This window comes from Pseudomonas sp. GD03842 (genome assembly GCF_029841165.1).
In the GTDB taxonomy this organism is placed as follows: Bacteria; Pseudomonadota; Gammaproteobacteria; order Pseudomonadales; family Pseudomonadaceae; genus Aquipseudomonas.
In genome coordinates this window covers 24,643-41,821 of the sequence record NZ_JAOCEA010000009.1, presented here as the reverse complement: position 1 = coordinate 41,821, position 17,179 = coordinate 24,643, and the positions used below count along the sequence as shown (strand labels likewise).

The 17,179-nt window shown below is 60.3% G+C and carries 16 protein-coding genes; 4 read left to right on the top strand and 12 right to left on the bottom strand.

The features are described 5' to 3' along the window. Nucleotides 1-117: 117 nt before the first annotated feature. The 5 genes from N5D61_RS14295 to N5D61_RS14275 all read right to left on the bottom strand — a co-directional run bounded on the left by N5D61_RS14295 (nt 118) and on the right by N5D61_RS14275 (nt 5,118). Entirely contained in the window at nt 118-819 is a 702-nt protein-coding gene (locus tag N5D61_RS14295) for an ABC transporter ATP-binding protein (protein WP_108235777.1), read from the bottom strand. Beyond that, nucleotides 820-1,587, bottom strand: coding sequence for a high-affinity branched-chain amino acid ABC transporter ATP-binding protein LivG (gene livG / locus N5D61_RS14290; RefSeq protein ID WP_108235778.1), 768 nt, complete (start codon nt 1,585-1,587; stop codon nt 820-822). Next, nucleotides 1,587-2,849 (bottom strand): high-affinity branched-chain amino acid ABC transporter permease LivM, encoded by a 1,263-nt coding sequence (locus N5D61_RS14285; RefSeq protein ID WP_279893313.1) that lies wholly within the window; start codon nt 2,847-2,849, stop codon nt 1,587-1,589. The genes livG and N5D61_RS14285 overlap by 1 nt, the downstream gene beginning before the upstream one ends. Further along, nucleotides 2,846-3,775, bottom strand: coding sequence for a high-affinity branched-chain amino acid ABC transporter permease LivH (livH, locus tag N5D61_RS14280; protein WP_108235780.1), 930 nt, complete (start codon nt 3,773-3,775; stop codon nt 2,846-2,848). Before livH ends, N5D61_RS14285 begins: the two co-directional genes overlap by 4 nt. Nucleotides 3,776-3,990: 215 nt before the next feature. After that, nucleotides 3,991-5,118: a branched-chain amino acid ABC transporter substrate-binding protein gene (locus N5D61_RS14275; protein ID WP_108235781.1), complete on the bottom strand. Its 1,128-nt coding sequence runs from the start codon at nt 5,116-5,118 to the stop codon at nt 3,991-3,993. 329 nt (nt 5,119-5,447) lie between these two features. Here N5D61_RS14275 and N5D61_RS14270 point away from each other — a divergent pair, with 329 nt between their 5' ends. The 3 genes from N5D61_RS14270 (at nt 5,448) to nhaA (ending at nt 9,150) form a co-directional block, all read left to right on the top strand. Then, entirely contained in the window at nt 5,448-5,747 is a 300-nt protein-coding gene (locus N5D61_RS14270) for a DUF2288 domain-containing protein (RefSeq protein ID WP_177410979.1), read from the top strand. 293 nt (nt 5,748-6,040) lie between these two features. Next, entirely contained in the window at nt 6,041-7,654 is a 1,614-nt protein-coding gene (locus tag N5D61_RS14265) for an NAD(P)/FAD-dependent oxidoreductase (protein ID WP_279893312.1), read from the top strand. A 314-nt stretch (nt 7,655-7,968) separates the two neighbouring features. Further along, nucleotides 7,969-9,150 (top strand): Na+/H+ antiporter NhaA, encoded by a 1,182-nt coding sequence (gene nhaA / locus N5D61_RS14260; RefSeq protein WP_279893311.1) that lies wholly within the window; start codon nt 7,969-7,971, stop codon nt 9,148-9,150. 95 nt (nt 9,151-9,245) lie between these two features. On the opposite strand, the gene N5D61_RS14255 is transcribed toward nhaA, so the two are convergent. The 5 genes from N5D61_RS14255 to dinG all read right to left on the bottom strand — a co-directional run bounded on the left by N5D61_RS14255 (nt 9,246) and on the right by dinG (nt 15,309). Then, complete coding sequence (locus tag N5D61_RS14255; protein ID WP_108235784.1) at nt 9,246-9,710, bottom strand: glycine zipper 2TM domain-containing protein; 465 nt, start codon at nt 9,708-9,710, stop codon at nt 9,246-9,248. 183 nt (nt 9,711-9,893) lie between these two features. After that, nucleotides 9,894-10,541 carry a pyridoxamine 5'-phosphate oxidase gene (gene pdxH / locus N5D61_RS14250; protein WP_108235785.1) on the bottom strand — a complete coding sequence of 216 codons (648 nt, stop codon included), beginning with the start codon at nt 10,539-10,541 and terminating at the stop codon, nt 9,894-9,896. 48 nt (nt 10,542-10,589) lie between these two features. Beyond that, nucleotides 10,590-11,675, bottom strand: coding sequence for an OmpA family protein (locus N5D61_RS14245; protein ID WP_279893310.1), 1,086 nt, complete (start codon nt 11,673-11,675; stop codon nt 10,590-10,592). Nucleotides 11,676-11,826: 151 nt separating this feature from the next. After that, complete coding sequence (locus N5D61_RS14240; protein ID WP_108235787.1) at nt 11,827-12,975, bottom strand: serine hydrolase domain-containing protein; 1,149 nt, start codon at nt 12,973-12,975, stop codon at nt 11,827-11,829. A 189-nt stretch (nt 12,976-13,164) separates the two neighbouring features. Beyond that, nucleotides 13,165-15,309 (bottom strand): ATP-dependent DNA helicase DinG, encoded by a 2,145-nt coding sequence (gene dinG, locus N5D61_RS14235; RefSeq protein WP_279893309.1) that lies wholly within the window; start codon nt 15,307-15,309, stop codon nt 13,165-13,167. Nucleotides 15,310-15,431: 122 nt separating this feature from the next. Here dinG and N5D61_RS14230 point away from each other — a divergent pair, with 122 nt between their 5' ends. Continuing rightward, nucleotides 15,432-15,896: a CopD family protein gene (locus tag N5D61_RS14230; protein ID WP_279893308.1), complete on the top strand. Its 465-nt coding sequence runs from the start codon at nt 15,432-15,434 to the stop codon at nt 15,894-15,896. An 89-nt stretch (nt 15,897-15,985) separates the two neighbouring features. Here the strand turns inward: N5D61_RS14230 and N5D61_RS14225 are convergent, their stop codons facing one another. Together N5D61_RS14225 and N5D61_RS14220 are read right to left on the bottom strand one after the other, a co-directional pair. Beyond that, nucleotides 15,986-16,741, bottom strand: coding sequence for a collagen-like protein (locus tag N5D61_RS14225; protein ID WP_279893403.1), 756 nt, complete (start codon nt 16,739-16,741; stop codon nt 15,986-15,988). Nucleotides 16,742-16,751: 10 nt separating this feature from the next. Beyond that, nucleotides 16,752-17,027, bottom strand: a complete 276-nt coding sequence (locus tag N5D61_RS14220) for a DUF1145 domain-containing protein (protein ID WP_279893306.1) — start codon at nt 17,025-17,027, stop codon at nt 16,752-16,754. Nucleotides 17,028-17,179 lie beyond the last annotated feature (152 nt).

Below are 17,179 nucleotides of genomic sequence, written 5' to 3'. Positions count from 1 at the left end.
CTTGATAGGACCCTTTTCAGAGCATGGAGACGACTGCGCAACAGCCTGCCCCGTCAGCGAGAGCGCCTGAACTGCCCCACCGCCGAGACCATCCCGTGGCGGGCGTGGCCAGCGACCTCAACCGCCCAGGTAAGCATCCCGCACTTTCGGATCGACCAGCAGCTCGGCGCCGGTGCCCTGCATCACCACCCGGCCGTTTTCCAGCACATAGGCACGGTCGGCGATTTTCAGGGCCTGATTGGCGTTTTGCTCGACCAGGAACACTGTCACCCCTTCACGGCGCAGCTGTTCGACGATCTCGAAAATCTGCTGAATGATGATCGGCGCCAGGCCCAGCGACGGCTCATCGAGCAGCAGCATTTTTGGCTTGCTCATCAAGGCGCGGCCGATGGCGAGCATCTGCTGCTCGCCGCCGGACATCGTGCCGCCGCGCTGGTTGAAGCGCTCTTTCAGACGCGGGAAGAGCTCCAGGACCTTGTCCATCTGCTCCTGATAATCGCCCTTGTCGGTGAAGAAACCGCCCATGGCCAGGTTCTCCTCGACGGTCAGGCGGGCGAACACGCGGCGGCCTTCCGGCACGACCGCGATGCTCTTGCGCATGATCACCGAGGACTCCAGCCCGACCAGTTCTTCGCCCATGTAGCGGATGCTGCCACTGTGAGCGCGAGGCGAGCCGCACAGAGTCATCAACAGGGTGGACTTGCCTGCGCCGTTGGCGCCGATCAGCGTTACGATCTCCCCCTGTTGCACATCGATGCTGACGCTGTGCAAGGCCTGAATCTTGCCGTAGAAGGTGGAAACGTTGTCGAACTGCAGCATTTACGCTTCCCCCAGGTAGGCTTTGATCACATCAGGATTGTCGCGGATCTGTTCGGGCGTGCCATCGGCCAGCGGCGTACCCTGGTTGATCACCACAATGTGGTCGGAAATGCTCATGACCAGCTTCATGTCGTGCTCGATCAGCAACACCGTGGCGTTGTGTTCGTTACGCAACACACCGATCAGCGCCTTAAGGTCTTCGGTTTCCTTGGGGTTCAGGCCTGCCGCCGGTTCGTCGAGCATGAGGATGCGCGGACGCGTCATCATGCAGCGGGCGATTTCCAGGCGGCGTTGCTGACCGTAGGCCAGCGTACCGGCAGGGCGGTTGGCGAAGGCTTTCAGGTCAACGGCTTCCAGCCAGTGCTCGGCGTATTCCATGGCCTCGCGCTCGCTTTTGCGGTACGCCGGGGTCTTGAACAGGCCAGACAGGAAGTTAGTGTTCAGGTGGCGGTGCTGAGCGACCAGCAGGTTTTCCACGGCGGTCATTTCCTTGAACAGACGCACGTTCTGGAAGGTCCGCACCACGCCTTTACGGGCGATCTCGTGACCGGCCAGGCCCTGAATCGGCTCACCGTCCAGCAGGATGGTGCCCGCTGTAGGCTTGTAGAAACCGGTCAGGCAGTTGAAAACGGTGGTCTTGCCCGCGCCGTTCGGGCCGATCATCGACACGACCTGCTTTTCCTGAACGGTCAGACCGACGCCATTGACCGCCAACAGGCCGCCAAAGCGCATGCTCAAGCCAGAGGCTTGCAGAAGTGGACGGCTCATCAGCGTTCCCCTTTGAGTTTCATGACGGGACGCTGCATCGGCAGGAAGCCCTGAGGACGCCAGATCATCATCAGCACCATCAAGGCGCCGAAGCCCAGCATGCGGTATTCGCTGAATTCGCGAAGCAGTTCCGGCAACAGGATCATCACGACCGCCGCGAGAATCACGCCCAACTGAGAACCCATGCCGCCCAGTACCACGATGGCGAGGATGATCGCCGATTCGAGGAACGTGAACGACTCTGGGGTAATCAGGCCTTGGCGTGCAGCAAAGAAGCTACCCGCGAAACCGGCGAACGCAGCACCCAGGGTGAACGCGGAAAGCTTGATCACCGTCGGGTTCAGACCCAATGCGCGGCAGGCGATTTCGTCTTCGCGCAGGGCTTCCCAGGCACGGCCGATCGGCATGCGCAGCAGGCGGTTGATCACAAACAGTGCCAGCAGCGCCAGCAGCAAGGCGATCAGATAAAGGAAGATCACCTTATTGATGGAGTTGTATTCCAGGCCGAAGAATTCGTGAAAGGTCTGCATGCCTTCGGCCGCTTTACGTTCGAAGGTGAGGCCGAACAGGGTCGGTTTTTCGATGTTGCTGATACCGTTCGGGCCGCCCGTGATGTCGGTCAGGTTACGCAGGAACAGGCGAATGATTTCGCCGAACCCGAGGGTCACGATCGCCAGGTAGTCGCCGCGCAGGCGCAATACCGGAAAGCCCAGCAGAAAGCCGAACGTCGCCGACGCCAGACCGGCCAATGGCAGGCAAACCCAGAAACCGAATCCGAAGTAGTGTTGCAACAGCGCATAGGTGTAGGCACCGACGGCATAGAACCCGACGTAACCCAGGTCCAGCAGGCCTGCAAGGCCGACCACGATGTTCAGACCCAGGCCCAGCATCACGTAGATCAGGATCAAAGTGGCGATGTCAACCGCGCCCCGGGAGCCGAAGAACGGCCAGATCAGGGCGACGACAACGATGGCGCCGAGGAACCAGCGCTGAGTGGACTGTTGGGTCAGCAGATTGCTGGCCTTGTCCGAAACCAGTTTGGTCTGAGGACGCGAGCGCCACAGGGCGCTGATCTGCTCATTGAACAGCACACGCAAGAACATCAAGACGGCGGCGGCGAAGATCACCAGTACCGTCGTGGTGCTGGCACCGACGACCGCCAGGTTGACACCGACGATGTCCAGTTTCAGGCCAAGGATGGGGTAAGCGACGGCCAGCACCAGCGCTGCGCTGAAGAGGGCCGATTTGAGATTCCTGGTCATACTTTTTCAACCTCCGGACGGCCGAGCAGGCCGGTTGGCCGGAACAACAACACCAATACGAGAAGACCGAACGCCACCACATCCTTGTACTGGTCGCCGAAGATGTCGGCGCCGAACGCTTCAGCCACACCCAGCACCAGACCGCCGAGCATCGCGCCCGGGATACTGCCGATACCGCCCAGTACCGCAGCGGTGAAGGCCTTGATGCCGACGAGGAAACCGGCGTTGGGATTGATCACGCCGTATTGCATGCTCAGCAGCACTGCAGCGACTGCGGCCAGTGCAGCACCGATGACGAAGGTCAGGGCGATGATGTTGTTGGTGTTGATGCCGAGCAGATTGGCCATCTTGATGTCTTCGGCACAGGCGCGGCAGGCGCGACCCAGGCGAGAGCGGGAGATGAACCAGGTAAGACCGAGCATGGCCACGACGGTCACGATGAAGATCAGGATCTGCATGTACGAGATCACCACTTCATGGGTGGAACCTGGGCCGAACACGAAGTTGCCGGGAATCAGGTTGGGAATCGATTTATCTTTCGAGTCCTGCGACAACAGCACGGTGTTCTGCAGGAAGATCGACATGCCGATCGCGGAAATCAGAGGGATCAGGCGGTTGCTGCCGCGCAGCGGACGGTAAGCAACCCGTTCGATGGCGTAACCGTAGGCGCTGGTCACCACGATACTGGCGACGAAGGCTGCGGTAATCAGCAGGGGAAGGTTGTCCAGGCCCAGCATGGTCAGGCCCGCCAGCGCGATGAACGCGATGTAGGAGCCGATCATGTACACCTCGCCGTGGGCGAAGTTGATCATGCCGATGATGCCGTAAACCATTGTGTAGCCAATGGCGATCAAGGCATAGGTGCTGCCAATGGTCATGCCATTAACCAGCTGTTGAAAGAAATGATAGATGTCTATCTCGGGCATTTGCCGCGCTCCTAAAAACCTTCTCGGTGTTTCACTGGTGAAGTCTTTTCCCGCTCGCGCGTCGTGATCTACGTCCGCGTTTGGCACGAGCCCAGTGATTCACTGGTGCGGTTTCAAGATGTTCAGGGCATCGGGATTCTTGTGAAATCCGTCGGCCTCGTAAAACAAAGCCCACTGCGATTGCAGTGGGCTCTGGGTCAGCATGAAGGGCGTGATTACTTCACAGGCGCTTCAGTCTTGGTGCCATCTTTGTGCCAGGTGTAGACGACGAATTTGAAGTCTTTCAGGTCACCTTTGGCATCGAACGACAGATCGCCGGTCGGGGTCTTGAAGGTGCCTTTATGGATGGCCTCGGCAACTTTCGCGGTGTCTTCGGACTTGGCCGCCTTGATACCGTCAGCGATGACTTCCACCGCAGCGTAAGCCGGGAATACGAATGGACCGCTCGGGTCTTCCTTCTTCGCCTGGAAGGCCTCGACCAGCGCCTTGTTCGCTGGATCCTGATCGAAGGACTTCGGCAGGGTCACCAGCAGGCCTTCGGAAGCATCCTGAGCGATCTGCGAGATGGACGCGTTACCCACGCCTTCCGGCCCCATGAAACCGGCCTTCAGGCCTTTTTCCTGTGCCTGACGCAGGATCAGGCCCAACTCTGGGTGGTAGCCGCCGTAGTAGACGAAGTCGACGTTGGCCTGCTTCATTTTGGCGATCAGCGATGAGAAGTCCTTGTCGCCGGCGTTGATGCCTTCGAAGAGGGCGACTTTCACGCCATCTTTTTCCAGGGTTTGCTTGACGGCGGTGGCGATGCCTTCACCGTACTGTTGCTTGTCGTGAATGACCGCAACGATCTTCGGCTTGACCTGCTTGGCGATGTATTCGCCGGCCGCCGGACCTTGCGCGCTGTCCAGGCCGATGGTGCGGAACACCAGCTTGTAGCCACGCGCGGTGATGTCCGGGCTGGTGGCGGCTGGGGTGATCATGATCACGCCTTCGTCTTCATAGATGTCGGACGCAGGCTGAGTGGAGCTGGAGCACAGGTGGCCGACGACGAATTTCACGCCATCGTTGACCACTTTGTTGGCGACCGCGACCGCTTGTTTAGGGTCACAGGCATCGTCGTACTCAACGGCCTCAAGTTTCTTGCCGTCCACGCCACCTTTGGCGTTGATTTGTTCGATGGCCATCTTGGCACCGCTGAACTGCATGTCGCCGTATTGGGCAACCGCGCCGGTTTTCGGGCCGGCGATGCCGATCTTGATGGTGTCGGCTGCGAACGAATGGCTGGCAACCCCCGCCAGAACCAGTGCGGCAAACAACTTGGAAATCTGATTAATGCCCTTAGTCATGATGCTCCACTCTTGCGTTGTAGTTTTTATAATCCTGACGGCCAAACGCTGCAGGACCGGATTGATGTATCCAGGCCTCACCCCCGGCAACTGTACCGGAACAGTTTAGAGTGCCGGTCGCGCGCTTGAAAAGCTGGCGACAGGGGGCAAAGCCTGTTGATGTCGCTTAATCGAAAGAAAGATACACAATCAAGCCGGTCGATCACCCCGCCGGGTCATGATCGCGATCGGCCTGCGCGAAGTTCTCTGCAATCAAGCACTTGAAACTGGGTTTGAGCGCAGGGAAGGCAGCGGTATCATTTGCGCCGATTTTCCAAACGGTGAAACCCATGACGCAAGAACCTAGCACCCTCTATGCCAAGCTGCTTGGCGAAACCGCCTCCATTACTTGGAAAGAATTGCAACCGTTCTTTGCCAAGGGTGCCCTGTTGTGGGTCGAACCCTCTCAAGATCTTGTGGCTGTGGCGGAGGCTTTTGCGCAAAACGCCGAGGCAACGGTGGCGGGCTGGCTGGAGAACGGAGAGGTCGGGAAGGTCTCTGAATCAACGGCTCTGGACCTGCTAGAGCGTGACCCGGCATTGTGGGCGGTGGTAGTGGCACCTTGGGTATTGATCCAAGAAAGAGCATGAGTGCGCACAGCGCACCAATTCAGCCCACTCCCATGATGGCGAAATGGGTAGATCGGTAACTTTTCAATTGCCCTGACCGCTACTGACCTTAACTGACAGGGCGCGCGCAGCGCACAAGAAGCACGCATACGGGCGCGTTCTTTCGCTTACCGCGTTTGACGGCGCACATTCGAGTGCAGCCATCGCGTCGGCCGGTGCGCTTTCGCCTCCGTTTGCCTGCCGATGTGGCTTATAATCGCCGGTTCTCGAAGTGCTGCCGGGCCGATCCTGCGGCCCGAAAACCGGATCCTTTCATGCTACGAATCACCGAACTCAAACTGCCGCTGGACCACGCGGACGAAGAGCTGCGCGTTGCGCTCCTGCAGCGTCTGGGCATCGACAGTGCCGATCTGTTGGGTTTTACACTGTTCAAGCGCAGCTACGATGCGCGCAAAAAATCCAGCGGACTGCAATTCATCTACACCCTCGATTTCGAGGTGCGCAACGAATCCGCGCTGCTCAAGCGCCTCAGCCATGACAAGCACATCGGTCCCGCTCCGGACGTCAGTTACAAAATGGTCGGCCATGCCCCCGCGGATATGAGCGAGCGCCCGCTTGTGGTCGGCTTCGGTCCATGCGGCATCTTCGCCGGCTTGTTGCTGGCGCAGATGGGCTTCAGACCGATCATCCTGGAACGTGGCAAGGAGGTGCGCCAGCGCACCAAAGACACATGGGGCCTCTGGCGCAAGAACGTGCTTAACCCTGAGTCCAATGTGCAATTCGGCGAGGGCGGCGCCGGGACGTTCTCCGACGGCAAGCTCTATAGCCAGATCAAGGATCCGAAATTCCACGGACGCAAGGTGCTCCACGAATTCGTCAAGGCGGGTGCGCCGGAAGAGATTCTCTACGTCAGCAAGCCACACATCGGTACCTTTCGCCTGACTGGCGTCGTGGAAAACATGCGCCAGCAGATCATCGCTCTGGGTGGCGAAGTGCGCTTCCAACAGAAAGTCACCGACGTGCTCATCGAAGACGAGCATATCCAAGGCGTTGTGCTCGAGGGCGGTGAGCGCATCGCATCCAGACACGTGATTCTCGCCCTGGGCCACAGTGCACGAGACACTTTCCGCATGCTCCACGGTCGCGGCGTTTACATGGAAGCCAAGCCTTTCTCAGTGGGCTTTCGCATCGAACACCCTCAAGGCCTGATCGACCGTGCGCGGCTGGGCAAATACGCGGGTCATCCGAAGCTCGGGGCCGCCGACTACAAACTGGTGCACCACGCCAAGAACGGTCGCTCGGTGTATAGCTTCTGCATGTGTCCAGGTGGCACGGTGGTAGCAGCTACATCGGAGCCCAATCGGGTCGTGACCAACGGTATGAGCCAGTATTCGCGTAACGAGCGCAATGCCAACTCAGGAATCGTGGTCGGCATCAGCCCGGAAGAGGATTACCCGGGCAGCCCATTGGCGGGCATTGAATTGCAAGAGCGTCTGGAATCCCATGCGTACGTCATGGGTGGCGAAAACTATGAGGCGCCCGCACAGCTCGTGGGTGATTTCATCGCAGGTAAAGCGTCGACCCAACTGGGAGAAGTCGAGCCTTCCTATAAGCCCGGTGTCAAACTCACCGATCTGGCGGACGCGTTGCCTGCTTTTGCCATTGAAGCGATCCGCGAGGCACTCCCCGCCTTCGATAAGCAGATCAAAGGCTTTTCGTTGCATGACGCCGTCCTGACGGGCATTGAAACGCGCACCTCGTCCCCTCTGCGTATCACACGAGATCACGACATGCAGAGCCTCAACGTCAAAGGGCTGTTCCCGGCGGGTGAAGGGGCCGGTTACGCAGGCGGCATTTTGTCAGCGGGCGTCGATGGCATCCGGATTGCCGAGGCTGTGGCCAGAAGCATGCTGGGGGTGTTCGAGTAACGGCCCGCGCCGTAACGCATCATGCAAGCCTCTCTGAGGGCTTAACGGTGCTCACTCTCCGGCCGTTGGCGAATAGTGCTCACACAGCATGGCCATTCGGTGGGCAGATTGTTTCATGAAGCCATAATAAGAAGACACTTCCTACAGGCCCCGACACACAAGGCCTGTAGGATTTTGTAATGAAATAAATGCGAACTCTGTATACACAATTACCAACGATTTTTAATAACAAAATCGAATATAAATTTTGTATTCAGGAATAAGAACTCACGGTACGGTGTCGCTCCCTGCGTTTATGCCCAAGGAGAGAGACCTTGCCCGTTCGCAATACCTTCAAACGTTTTTTCAAGCTCGAGGCAGCGGGAGGTCTCCTGTTGATTGCGGCCGCCGCGCTCGCTTTGCTGGTCAACAATTCCCCGCTTTCCTGGCTCTATAACAGTTTCCTTGACCTTCCCGTCGCGGTCCGGATGGGTGCACTGGAAATCGCCAAGCCCCTGCTGCTGTGGATCAATGATGGCCTGATGGCGCTGTTCTTTTTGCTCATCGGGCTGGAAGTGAAACGCGAGATCATTCAGGGGCATTTGTCTCGGCTGTCGCAGGTGGTCCTGCCGGGGGCCGCAGCCATCGGCGGAATGGTTATCCCGGCTCTGCTCTACTGGGCGCTGAACCATGACGACGCCGCAGCCATGAGTGGCTGGGCCATTCCCATGGCGACCGACATCGCCTTCGCCCTCGGCGTACTGGCGCTACTGGGTAAACGTGTCCCCGTCTCGCTCAAGCTGTTTCTCATGACGCTGGCCATCATCGACGACCTGGGCGCAATCATCGTTATCGCGCTGTTCTATTCCAGCGAGATGTCGATGCTGTCGCTGACACTGGCCTTGGCGGCACTGGCCGGACTCATCGTCATGAACCGGCTCGGCGTGGCCAAACTGACGCCTTATCTGTTGCTGGGCCTGGTCTTGTGGGTGTGCGTGCTGAAAAGCGGCGTGCATGCCACGTTGGCGGGGGTGGTCCTCGCATTGTGCATCCCTTTGAAAACCGTCCGGGACGCGCCCTCCCCTTTGCAACTGCTGGAGCATGCTCTCCATCCATGGGTGGCGTACGGCATCCTTCCGCTGTTCGCATTCGCCAACGCCGGTGTCTCGCTCAGCGGGGTGACGCTTGAAAGCTTCAGCCACCCTGTCCCCATGGGCATCGCGCTGGGGCTGCTGGTGGGTAAGACCGTCGGAGTATTCGGCCTGACCTGGCTGGCCATTAAAGGCGGATGGGCAGCATTGCCCACAGGTGCAAACTGGGGTCAGGTGCTGGGAGTGTCGGTGCTATGCGGCATCGGTTTCACCATGAGCCTGTTCGTGGGCTCCCTGGCATTCGTACCGGGACAGAGCCCCTTTGCGGGCATGGACCGCATGGGCATTCTGAGCGGCTCCATCATCGCCGCACTGGCGGGGTATGGATTAATGGCGATGGCGAGTCGAAGGGCGCCCGGTGCCTGACTGCTACTTTCTCCCTGTAGACGGAAAGCAAAACGCCCCGAATGATCGGGGCGTTTTTTGTAAGCGAGTGTGACAATCGCACTCGCTCGCGGGCATCAGTGGCTGACGCGGCTCGTGCCGTTGACCGTCATGATGCGGACACGGTCGCCAATCCGGAAAATCTCGTTTTCCTGAACCTGCTGCACATAGGCTCGCATGGTGCCGTCGTCCTCGCGCACGGTGATCTCGACGCCTTGGGTACGGGTCAGGCCTTCCTCGGTCATCGACCCCAGCAGACCACCGGCCACGGCGCCGATTACCGCCGTCACGATGCTGCCACGCCCACCACCAATGGCGCTGCCGCCGACACCGCCGACAATCGCGCCGGCACCTGCGCCAATCGGGGTCTTGGTGCCTTCGATTTTCACAGGGCGCAGCGATTCAATGGTGCCCAGGCGCACGGTCTGCACTTGGCGAGCCTCTTCACGCGAGTAGGAGTCGCCGGTCAGGCTCGAGGTACAGCCGCCCAGCGTCAACGCCATGGCGGTGAACGAAGCAACCAGCAGAACAGACTTACGCATAACATTTGCCTCCACAGGAACAGGTAGCCATTAGACTCCGCGACGCCAATCGATGTCACGGTCCTGTACCGATAATTTACGTTCATTCAGGGGCCATACAGAATGCCACCGGCGTCTACCAGTATGGACGACGGGCCCTGAAATTGATTCAACACGTTCGCGTTCGCGCTGCTTCAACGGACGTCAGGGCGCCAGCCGCTCACGGCGCCATTGGCCGTCGACCAGACGATAGTTCAAGCGGTCATGCAGACGGCTGGGCCTCCCCTGCCAGAACTCGATGCGGTCCGGCACCAGACGATAGCCACCCCAGTGCTCAGGGCAATGCGGCTGGGTGTCCATGAAGCGTGCCTCGGTAGCCTTGAGCAGATGCTCTAACGCTTCGCGGTCTGGGATGACGCGGCTCTGCGGAGAGGCCCAAGCGCCCAAGCGACTGCCCAGAGGGCGAACCTGGAAATAGGCGTCCGATTCCTCGGCAGTCACCTTGGCGACCCTCCCCTCGATGCGCACCTGCCGCTCGAGCGTCGGCCAGAAGAAGGTCATCGCTGCAAAAGGCCGGGCCGCCAATTGCTGGCCTTTGGCGCTGTCGTAGTTGCTGAAGAATGTGAAACCCTGGGCATCCAGCCCCTTGAGAAGCAGGACTCGACAGTGAGGGCGACCCTCCGCGTCGACCGTCGCAAGGGTCATCGCATTGGCTTCGACCGGCGCCTGTTCGGTCTTGGCCGCCTCGTCGAACCAACGCTGAAACAATGCGAAAGGCTCTTCGGGTGCCTGAGACTCAGTCAAACCTTCGCGGGCATAGTTGCGACGCATATCAGCCAGACGCTGGCTCATCACTGTCTTCCTTCATCGAGATCCGTCAACGGGACGACGATATTACCCTCAGTTGGTGCTGGCCTGCGTATTGGTCGCGGGTTTCTTGGTCGCAGCTTTGGCCGGTGCAGCTTTGGCCTTCGCTGGAGCGGCCTTCTTCACAGGCGCTTTCTTCGCTGCCGCAGTCTTGGCAGGCGCCGCCTTTTTCGTCGCTGCAGCCGGTTTGCTCGGTGCCGACGCGGCAGGTGCCGGGGCCACCGCAGGTTTGGCTTGCTGCACCGCAACCAGAGTAGGTGCAGGCGGCAAGTTGTACTTGGCCATCAGGGCAACCATGGTGTCCTGCGGGGTCATGATGATTTCGACACGGCGGTTCAAGGCGCGCCCGGCTGCGCTGTCATCGGCGGCACGCGGCATCACCGCGCCCATTCCGCGCAGGTTCAGACGATTACGCTCCAGGCCGCTCAGACGGAAGATCGCGGCCACCGACTGGGCGCGTTGCTGGCTGATTTTAGTGTTGGCATCGCTCGCCACGTCGCTGTGACCCAACACCAGAATCGCGGTCTTCTGATCACCTTCCACCACTTTGGCCATACGGGTGATCGGGCCGAGGTTGATGGGCAGAAGCATTTCCGGACGATCGGGGTTGAAGGTGCTGTCGACCGGGGCCGTCACGACCAGCACATCTTCACGACGCTCGAACTGGAACTTGCTGTCCTTGATCGCTTCCCGCACTTTGGGCTCGTACTGATCGAGCCAGGCTTGCGTCACTTTCGGATCGACCTTCGGCACGGCGGGCGCAGCGTCTTTTTTCGCCTCGCTGCTACCGAACGGCCACCACCATTTGCTGCCATCGTCGGCCTTGGCCACATCCGGCTTGGCGGCAGGCTGGGTCGCCGCCAACTCAGGCTTTTTCTCGGTGGCGCCATGGTCCGAACCAAACGGCCAGTACCAGTGCGTGCCGCTTTGCGCTTCCGTCTTGGCGACTTCGGCCGCTGCGGGGCTTGCAGCGGGTTTGCCTGGCGCTGCGGCGTCCGAGCCTTTGCCAGAACCGAACGACCACCAGTGATCGCTACTGGCCGATTGATCCTGCGGGGTTTGTGCGCAACCGGTGACGGCAAGGCACAGGGCAAATGCGAGGCTTTTGTTGGCAGACATGAATGACTCACACAAATAATTGATCAGAAAATGAACGAAGCAGCGCCCATATAACACGGTTAAACGTCGAGTTGGAAAAGGAAACCGCTATGCGGTTCCGATATGGGCGATTTAACTGACAGTCGGTAGAACAAGCACTTATCGGCGATAGTTATTGCAAACACTCACCAAGGGCGCGCACGAGACGCTGTGCACGCGGATCCATCAACACATAAGGCCCCAATGTGTTGGTGACGAAGCCGAAAGCCACGTCCCGCTCCGGGTCGGCGAACCCGACCGAGCCGCCCGCTCCGGGATGGCCGAACGCCTTTCCCCCCAGACCGAACGTCGCGTTCGGGACAGAAGGCTGGTCGAGCATGCAGCCCAGACCAAAGCGGGTTTGGGTCAGCAGGGTTTTGTCCTGGCCGACGCTGTGCTCGCGGGTCAACTCATTGACCAGCTCGGCGTCCAGCAGGCTGCCATCAAGCAATCCGCTGTAAAACCCGGCAAGACTGCGCGCATTGCCGTGGCCGTTGGCGGCGGGTTGCTGCATGCGCCGCCATTCGGGTTTGTTGGTGCTCGTCATGATCGATGGCGGATTGGTGAACGCCCGTGCCGTCATTGAAGTCGGCTCACGCAGAGTCGCTTGCAGAAGGCGTTGGGCTGCGTCATCGCCCGTGTTGCCTTTCCCGCGTGCAATATGGGCGACCCGATGGAACTCCTCATCCCCCAGGCCAACGTGGAAGTCCAGCCCCAAGGGCCGGGCAATCCGCGCAGCGATGGATTCGCCCGGGCCGCGACCGTCGGCCCGCCGGATCATCTCCCCCACCAGCCATCCGTAAGTGATGGCAGCGTAGCCATGGCCCCGACCCGGCGTCCACCAAGGCGCCTCGGCGGCAAGCGCACGGGTCATCGCGTCCCAGTCGTACAGCGCTTCGGCGGGCAGCATGTTGCGAATGGCCGGCAGGCCCGCCTGATGACACAGCAATTGACGGAGGGTGATGGCCTGCTTGCCTGCCGCCGCGAATTCGGGCCACAACCGTGAAACAGGCTGGTCGAGGTCCAGCTTGCCCTCTCCTACCATCTGCAGAGCGGCGACAGCGGTGAAGGTCTTGGTGCAGGAGAACAGATTAGCGATGGTATCGCTGTGCCAGGCCTCGGCCCCGTCCTTGTCAGCGGTGCCCGCCCAGAGATCCAGTACGGTTTCGCCGCCGATCTGCACGCACAGCGCAGCGCCGCGTTCTTGAGGATCGTCGAACAGCGCCGCGAAGGCTTCACGCACGGTTTCGAATTGGAGTTCGAAATGACCTTGAATCTGCACGGGTTGACTCTCCGGACGGCGCTAAGCAAAAGGGCGTGCATTGTTTCAGCGATTGGGGCGTTTGTGAACACGGGCGCGCGCTCCATCACACAGCAAAGCGTGTAGGCCGTTGCTCGCACTGGGTGGCGATTGCATGACCCTGGAATGGGAAACCACGCTCACCCGACGTGCGAGCGCGGACGCCACGGCTCAGGCTATTTCGCGACGGAACGGCGGCAATGCATTGAGAATGGCCTTGCCGTAACGCTGAGTCACCACCCGCCGATCGAGCAGCGTGATGATGCCGCGATCCTGCTCCGTTCGCAGCAGTCGGCCACACGCCTGGATCAATCGCAACGAGGCATCGGGTACCGCGATCTCCATGAATGGATTTCCGCCGCGTGCTTCGATCCATTCAGCGAGCGCAGCTTCGACCGGGTCATCCGGCACCGCAAAGGGAATTTTCGCGATCACCACGTGCTCGCAATAATCGCCGGGCAGGTCGACGCCTTCGGCAAAACTCGCAAGACCGAACAGAACGCTCTCGTCGCCGCCGTCGACCCGAGCCTTGTGCTTGTTAAGCGTTTCCTGCTTGGAGAGGTTGCCCTGAATGAACACCCGCTTGCGCCAGTCACGCTCCAGGCCGTCGAAGACTTCCTGCATCTGCTTGCGTGAGGAGAACAGCACCAGCGTTCCCTTGGAACCTTCCACCAGACCAGGCAGTTCACGAATGATCGCCGCGGTGTGCTCGGCGGCATTACGAGGGTCTGCCTTGAGATCCGGCACCCGCAGCACGCCTGCATCAGCGTGATGGAAGGGACTGGGGACCACGGCAGTGACTGCGTCTTTCGGCAAGCCGGCGCGCATACGGAAGCGGTCGAACTTGCCCAGCGCTGTCAGCGTGGCCGAGGTGACCAGGGCACCGTAGGCGACGTTCCACAGGTTGCGCCGCAACATTTCGGCAGCGAGGATCGGACTGGCGTTGACCTCGATGTCGAACAGCGAGCCGCTTTCGGCGAGTGTCAGCCAGCGCGCCATGGGCGGACTGTTTTCGGGGTCTTCGGCGGTGAACGCCGTCCACAATTCCCAGTTACCGTGGGCGCGGGCCAGCAGGCTGCCGAACAGCGGGTACCACTCTTCAGCCTGATGGCTGGCGATGCCGATATTCACTTCGCCGTCCATGCCCTCCTTGAGCAATTCGGTCAGACGGGTGAAGAGGTCGTCGAGGCGGGCAAAGCCTTTTTTCAACTCGATGCCCATGTCCCGCATATGCTCGGGAATCACCCCGCCTACGAAACGATGACGTGGACGCTCACGGCCTTCCATGTCTTCACCGGCCTTGAAATCGGCAATCTGTTCGCAGGCGGTGAACATGAACTGCTGGTGGGTCTTGATCTCTCGGGCCAGGTCAGGCACCTGTTCGATGAGCTTGCCGAGGTCCCCGGGGAGTGGGTGCTGAGCGAGCAGCTTGGTGAGGTTCTTCGCCGTCTGCTCGAGCCAGTCCGTCGTCGAGCGCAGGCGGCTGAAGTGAGCGAAATGGCCGATGGCTTTGTCAGGCAGGTGATGGCCTTCGTCGAACACGTACAGCGTGTCGCGCGGATCGGGCAGCACAGCACCGCCCCCCAGCGCCAGATCGGCCAGGACCATGTCGTGGTTGGTGACGATGACATCGACTTTGCCCATGCCCTCACGCGCTTTGTAAAAGGCACATTGCTGAAAGTTCGGACAATGCCGGTTGGTGCACTGGCTGTGATCGGTGGTCAGCCGCGCCCAGTCCTGGTCAGCCAGCTCCTGGGGCCAACTGTCGCGGTCGCCGTCCCACTTATTGCCCGCCAGCTTTTCGATCATGCTGGTGAACAGCTTCTGGCTGGCCTCGTCGACTTCGATCTTGAAACCTTCTTCTTCGAACAGTTGGGCGGTAGCGTTCTGTGCATTGCCCTCCTGAAGCAGGACGTCGAGCTTCGACAGGCACATGTAGCGACCACGCCCCTTGGCCAGCGCAAAGGAGAAATTCAGGCCGCTGTTGCGCATCAGGTCAGGCAGATCCTTGTGGACGATCTGCTCCTGCAATGCGACCGTTGCCGTGGCGATGACCAGCCGCTTGCCCGCCGCCTTGGCCGTCGGAATCGACGCAATGGCATACGCCACGGTCTTGCCCGTACCGGTACCTGCCTCGACCGCGACCACCGCCGGGTCGCCCGAGCGACGGCCCTCTTCGTCGGTGTCCACCGCGCCCAGCACCTTGGCCACCTCCGCGATCATCAAACGCTGGCCGTAGCGAGGTTTGAGGCTCTTGGCTTCAAGGAAACGCGAATAGGCGCCCTGAATCTGGGTCTTGAGTTCGGTGCTGATCATGGGCTGGGTCGTTGGCTCGGCGTCACACAGTTACAGATGAAAAACGCTGGATAAATTATCAGTGGTTGCAGCGGGCGGCTATCATACCGCGCAAATGCTTTCTTCGCAGATTGGAGTTGTCGATGTCGCCTGTAGCCCTTGTCTACGTTTTACATGTGGTTTCCGCAGTGCTGTGGGTCGGCGGCATGTTTTTCGCCTGGATGATTCTGCGACCGGCGGTCATTGCCGCGCTGGAGGGCCCTGCGCGCCTGAAACTGTGGATTCAGGTCTTTCCTCGGTTCTTCGTCTGGGTGTGGTGCGCGGTCATCATGCTGCCGGTCACCGGTATCGGCATGATCAACATCAACTTCAGCGGGTTCCAGACCGCACCGCGTTACGTACAGGTGATGATTGGCCTGTACATCGTGATGACTGCGCTGTTTCTACGGATTTCCACATTGAATCTGCCGCAGCTGCGCAAGTCCGTGGAAGCAGAGCAATGGGCCGAAGGCGCCGCTGCGCTGGGCGGGATTCGGCGATTGGTGGGCATTAATTTGTTGATTGGGATTGCCGTGGTGGCCATCGCAGCGGCTCGGCCGTCGTTTTGAGTGAGTAACCTAAAGGTGCGCGCTTGCCCGCGATTGCGGTGTCACGGACAAATTGTTCACGGGCAAGCGCGCTCCTACAGGTAACGCATTTACAGCTTAGGAACGCTCACAGAACCCGCAGGCCCGACCGCGCCGCTCTGGCCCTTGTCGCCATTTTTTCCGGGCTTGGCGCCGTCGGCGCGGTAGATCAGGCATCCCTTCGACACGCCGCCCTTGCCGCCGCGACCGCCTTCGCCGCCTGCACCTCCGGCGCCGCCCTGGACGTTGACCTTCACGCGGTCATCGGGGAACGACTGCGGCAATTCCAGCCGCACCAACGCGCCTGCCGCGCCCTCGTGGCCGTTGCCGCCATTGTCGCCGTCGAATCCGCGACTCGCCGAGCCCCACGTGCACCCCGGGTCCTGACCATTCCCGCCATCCAGGCCGACGTATCCGGGAGAACCCGTGCCGCCACGCGCGTCGATGAACAGTGTGTCAGCGTTCAACTGCTCGATGCGCACGTTCAGATTACGCCCGGGCAGCGGTGCTTTTTCAAACGTGCCTGGCGCACCGCGGGCGGTGATCTGGGCACCAATGCCCAGGTCCCCCTGTCGGACCTGCAACTTGAAAGGCTCGGCGCTGGGCACGATGGCGATACGCGCTTCATGCCCCATGACCAGTTGCCCCACCTGAACTTCCGTCAGGCCGGCAGGAATCAACAACGTGCCGTAATCCGCGACCTCCAGCCGATCCAACTGCAGCGTACTGGTGTTGCTGGGCAAGCGCATCAGTGAGTGCGGCTCGACCGAAATGGTCTCGGCCATCACCAGCGCACTGCTCAGGAGCGACAGCACGCCTGCCGTCATCGTCAACGCGTTACGCATGCTGGACCTCTGCCGTAGGGCGACCGAATGATTGCAAGTGAAAAATACCGAAAATCAGAACGTGCAAACGGTCGCGCCAAGGGTGCGAACGCCCTCTCAAACTGCCGTTGAAGAGCAACAGCTCCATGACATGGGTCAGTAGCAGCAAGCAACCGGCCAGCGTGATGAGCCCACCGAAAGGAACCGGCAAAACGACTGCCTGGCTGGCCAGCACGACCGCCCAGAACCCGAGCGTCAATAGTTTCCCCAACCCCCAAAACACCCTCATGACACGCCCCTGCCGTAGTTATGGTTGTGCGATAGATGAACGCGATCCGCGCAGCACATTGCGGACGTGACTATGCCAGAGCTTCGATCGAAATGCGTCCTCTGTCGCCGCTTGCGCAGCACCAAAAAAACGATACCCCGGCACGAAGGCCG